Source organism: Halorubrum sp. AJ67 (genome assembly GCF_000513435.1).
Genome location: NZ_CBVY010000003.1, coordinates 383844 through 384958 on the forward strand (window position 1 = coordinate 383844; position 1115 = coordinate 384958).

Here is a 1115-nt window from a genome sequence, read left to right on the forward strand (position 1 = left end):
ATCGGCGATCTCGCCGACCGGCTCGTCTCGGAGCTGTCGGGCGGACAGAAACAGCGGGCGTACATCGCGCGCGCCCTCGCCGGCGACGCGGACCTGCTCGCGCTCGACGAGCCGACCGTCGGCGTCGACGCCGAGTCGCGCGACGCCTTCTACGCCCTCCTCGACGAGCTGAACGACGAGGGGATCACCATCATCCTCATCGAACACGACATCGGCGTGGTCACCGACCGCGCGAACCGCATCGCCTGTATCAACACCGAGCTGTACCACCACGGGGACACGGAGTCGTTCGTCGAAAGCGACGCCCTCGCGGAAGCGTACGGGACGGCCGGACAGGTCGTCCACCACCACCACTGATGAGCGAGGGATCAGCCGCCGCCGACCGTGACGTCTCCCGCCCCGACCGCGGACTCCGCCGGACCGCGGAGCTCGTCGGGATCGGGGTCACCGCGGTCGTCGCGGCCGCCATGCTCGGGTTCCTCGTCCTCTACTGGGCGCGGGACCTCCCGGTGGCGAGCGACCTGTACGCCGCGTTCCGGTCGTTCGGCCGCGGGATGGACGCCGCGTTCGGGACGAACGTGTTCCGCCACCCGATTATGTGGCAGTCGATGGCGGTCGGCGTGCTCGTCGGGGTCGTCGCCCCGCTCGTCGGCTCCTTCCTCGTTCACCGGGAGATGGCGCTGATCGGCGAGACGCTCGCGCACACCGCGTTCGCCGGGGTCGCGATCGGGATCCTCGTCACCTCCTCGACCGGGTGGAACGGCTCGCTGCTGCTCGTCGCGCTCGCCGTCGGCATCCTCGGCGCGCTCGCGGTCCAGTGGCTCACCGAGCGCACCGACGCCTACGGCGACGTGCCGATCGCGATCATGCTCAGCGGGAGCTTCGCGGTCGGCACGCTGATCATCAGCTACGGCGACGGACTCACCGGGGTCAACATTCAGGGCTACCTGTTCGGGAACCTCGCGGTCGTCACGCCGGAGGGGGCGCGCCTGATGGGCGCGCTCTCCCTTATCGTCGTCGCGGGCGTAGCGCTGACGTACAAACAGCTCCTCTTCATCACCTTCGACGAGCAGGCGGCGCGCGTCGCGCAGCTGAACGTCACCGGCTACAACACC

Annotated in this window: 2 protein-coding genes; both read left to right on the plus strand. The window is 69.7% G+C overall.

Annotation, left to right across the window (positions count from 1 at the left end):
- A partial coding sequence (locus tag BN903_RS05165) for a metal ABC transporter ATP-binding protein (protein ID WP_048076680.1) occupies positions 1 to 357 on the plus strand: 357 nt, incomplete at its 5' end.
- The coding region (locus tag BN903_RS05170; RefSeq protein ID WP_048076681.1) for a metal ABC transporter permease at positions 357 to 1115 on the plus strand (759 nt) is incomplete at its 3' end. The genes BN903_RS05165 and BN903_RS05170, both read left to right, overlap by 1 nt.